Genomic DNA, 3366 nt, shown 5'->3' with positions numbered 1-3366 from the left:
CGGCGGGCCGGTTCGGGCGGCTTCGGCCCGGGTTCGGATCCAGGCTGCTTGGCTGGGGGGTCGGGCTGGGGCGGTTTCGGCTCCGACGCGCGGGGTCCGGCCGGGGTTCGGCGGGCCGGTTCGGGCGGCTTCGGCCCGGGTTCGGATCCGGGCTGCTTGGCTGCGGGGTCGGGCTGGGGCGGTTTGGGCGCCGACGCAGGGGGTTCCGGCGGGGTTCGGCGGGCCGGAGCTGTCACCGCTCGCCCCAGCGGGCCAGCGGGATGACCATCGGCGTGCCGGTCTCCGGATCGGGGACGACGCGGCACGGCACGTCGAAGACCGCCTCGATGAGCTCGGCCGTGACGACGTCGCGGGGGGCACCCTCGGCGAGGATGCCGCCGTCGCGCATGACGATGAGGTGGGTGGCGTAGCGGAAGGCGAGATGCAGCTCGTGCAGGACGACGACGACCGTCCGGCCCTCGCGGTGCAGCCGCCTGGTGAGGTCGAGGACCTCGAGCTGGTGGGCGATGTCGAGGTACGTGGTCGGCTCGTCGAGGAGGAGCAGCGAGGTCTCCTGGGCGAGGGCCATGGCGATCCACACCCGCTGCCGCTGCCCGCCGGACAGCTCTCCGAGGGGCCGCTCGCCGAGGTCGACGACGTTCGCGGCGGCCATCGCCGAGTCGACGGCGCGCTGGTCGGCCGGCGACCACTGGCGCAGGAGGCTCTGGTGGGGGTACCGACCCCGAGCGACGAGGTCGGCGACGACGATGCCTTCGGGCGCGGTCGGCGACTGCGGAAGCAGGCCGAGGCGGCGTCCGACCTCCTTGGGGTGGTAGGAGCCGATCGGACGCCCGTCGAGGTCGATCTCACCGGCGCGGACCGGGAGGACGCGGGCGAGGGCGCGCAGCAGGGTCGACTTCCCGCAGGCGTTGGGGCCGACGACCACGGTGAGCTCGCCGTCGAGGATGTCGACGGACACGTCGTCGAGGATCGGGTCCGCGCCGTAGTCCACCCGCAGGTCGCGGGCGCCGAGTCGGCTCGCCCGTGCCAGGGGCACCGATCCTGTCCGTGGTGCTGCCTCGGCGGGCGCCATGGTGGGTCGGGGGGAGCCGGAGGGATCGGCATACAGGTCGGTCATCCGCGGTGTCTCCTCCACTCGAGAGCGAGCAGGACGATGAGGTAGCAGCCGCCGAGGGAGCCGGTGACGACGCCGACGGCGAGCTGGGTCGGGGCGAAGATGCGCTGGGCGATGACGTCGCTGGCGAGGGTGAGGGCGGCGCCCATGAGCGCCGCGCCGGCGAGGGCGATGCCGCCCGTCCGCGTGAGGCGACGGACGAGGTGCGGCGCGGCGAGGGCGACGAAGGCGACCGGACCTGCGGCAGCGGTCGCGAGGGCGACGAGGGCCACGCCGACGAGGACGACGAGGAGCCGCAGCCGCTGGACGCGGACGCCGAGCCCGCCGGCCAGCTCGTCGCCGAGCGGCAGCATGGCGAGCCCGCGGAACAGACCGACCGTGATGGGCGTGAGGACGAGGAGGGCCGCACCCAGCCAGCTGAGTTTGGACCAGGAGGCGCCGTTGAGCGACCCGGCGAGCCACTGCTCGGCGGCCTGGGCGGCGTCGAGGGGCGCCTTGACGACGAGGAGGGCGTTGACGGCACGGAGCGCGGCGGCCACCCCGATGCCGACGAGGACGAGCCGGAAGCCGGCCACCCCGCCGCGCCAGGCGAGGAGGTACACGGCGGCCGCCGCGGCGATCCCGCCGAGCACGGCCCCCACCGCGACGCCCGACGGGGAGGCGCCCCCAACGATGATCGCGACGAGCGCACCCGTCGCGGCACCCGTCGAGAAGCCGATGACGTCCGGGCTGCCGAGCGGGTTGCCGGAGATCGTCTGGAAGATCGCCCCGGACACGCCGAGGGCGGCCCCGACGAGGAGGGCGGCGACGATCCGCGGGGCGCGGACGTCGGTGACGAAGTACTGGGCCAGCGGGTCGTCGGCACGGCCGAGGAGAGCGGCGACGACCTGGGGGACGTCGACGCCGTAGTCGCCGAGGGTGAGCGCGAAGAGCCCGAGCCCGCAGACGAAAAGGGTGAGGACGGCATACGTCCAGGCGGCGCGCCGTTCGAAGCGGAGGCTCAACCCGCCGACGTGCCACAGCACATGTCGGCGCGACCGACTCGCCCCGACGCGCGACACGGGTCGGGCGCTCGTGGCGGTCATCGCGGCACGACCTGGTGTCGACGGGGCCGCGAACGGGGCAGCGGGCGAGGGGCCGTCATAGCTGCGCGACCTTGTGTCGGCGGACGAGGGCGACGAAGAACGGCGCACCCGCGAGCGCGGAGACGATACCGACCTGCACCTCCTCGGGCGCGACGACGACGCGCGCGAGGACGTCGGCCGCGAGGAGCCACGCCGGGCCGAGGACGAGGCAGGCCACGGCGATCCAGCGCTGGTCGGTGCCGACGAGGGCACGCGCAGTCAGAGGGACGGCGAGGCCGACGAACGTCAGCGGGCCGACCGCGGCCGTCGCGGCCCCGCACAGCAGCGTGACGGCGATCATCGTCAGTGCCCGGGTGCGCGTGACCCGCACACCGAGCGCCCGGCCCGTCTCGTCGCCGAGAGCGAGGGCGTTGAGCGCGGGGCCGAGGAGCAGCGCGAGGAGGCCGCCGATCGCGATGAACGGCCCGGTCGCCGCGAGCACCGACCAGCCGCGGCCCTCGAGGGAGCCGACGACCCAGAACCGGAACTCGTTGAATGCCGTCTTGTCGGCGAGGATGACCGTCTGGGTCAGCGCGGAGAGCGCTGCGCTGATCGCCATCCCGGCGAGGGCGAGCCGGACCGGTGTCGCCGACTGGCGGCCGGCGACCCCGAGCGCGTAGACGGCGACGGAGGCGGCCGCCGCTCCGGCGAACGCGAACCACAGGTAGAACCACACCCCGGTGAGCCCGGCGACCGCGACCGCGAGGACGACGGCGAGCCCGGCGCCGGCGTTGACGCCGAGGAAGCCGGGGTCGGCGAGCGGGTTGCGGGTCAGCGACTGCATGAGCGAGCCGGCGACTCCGAGCGCGGCGCCGACGACGAGCCCGACGACGGTGCGCGGCACCCGCAGGTCGTGGAGGACGACGGATGCCTGGCTGCCGTCCGGGTGGAGCAGGAGCGTCCAGGCGCGGCCGAGCGGGATCGGGTTGGATCCCACGGACAGGCTGGCGAGCACGACGAATGCGAGGATCGCCCCCATCCCGAGGACGACGCCGAGCCGCACGGCGCCGGGTCTGCGGCCCGGGCTCGGGACGGCCGGCCCGGAGGCGGGATGCCGGGATGCCGGTGGTGCGGACGGGGCCGGTGGTGCGGTCACGCGCCCCGGGCCGGTGGACCGGCGGGGTTGGG

Annotated in this window: 3 protein-coding genes; all 3 read right to left on the bottom strand. The window is 75.2% G+C overall.

Translation table 11 applies throughout. From position 1 onward, the window contains the following. Positions 1 to 232 precede the first annotated feature (232 nt). Positions 233 to 1072, bottom strand: coding sequence for an ABC transporter ATP-binding protein (locus tag BN12_RS20220; protein ID WP_048556667.1), 840 nt, complete (start codon positions 1070 to 1072; stop codon positions 233 to 235). A 41-nt stretch (positions 1073 to 1113) separates the two neighbouring features. Continuing rightward, on the bottom strand, positions 1114 to 2199 hold the full coding sequence (locus BN12_RS20215; RefSeq protein WP_053080133.1) for a FecCD family ABC transporter permease: 1086 nt from the start codon (positions 2197 to 2199) through the stop codon (positions 1114 to 1116). A 55-nt stretch (positions 2200 to 2254) separates the two neighbouring features. After that, a partial coding sequence (locus BN12_RS20210; RefSeq protein ID WP_327152676.1) for a FecCD family ABC transporter permease occupies positions 2255 to 3366 on the bottom strand: 1112 nt, incomplete at its 5' end.

Source organism: Nostocoides japonicum T1-X7 (assembly GCF_001046855.1).
In the GTDB taxonomy this organism is placed as follows: Bacteria; Actinomycetota; Actinomycetes; order Actinomycetales; family Dermatophilaceae; genus Nostocoides; species Nostocoides japonicum.
The sequence above is the reverse complement of the archived record's forward strand: the minus strand, read 5'-3'. Positions and strand labels throughout refer to the sequence as shown.

What these genes read in the sequence shown, in the direction of transcription:
- BN12_RS20220 (WP_048556667.1), bottom strand. Translation starts at nt 1,072, where the DNA reads ATGGCGCCCGCCGAGGCAGCACCACGGACAGGATCGGTGCCCCTGGCA.
- BN12_RS20215 (WP_053080133.1), bottom strand. Translation starts at nt 2,199, where the DNA reads ATGACCGCCACGAGCGCCCGACCCGTGTCGCGCGTCGGGGCGAGTCGG.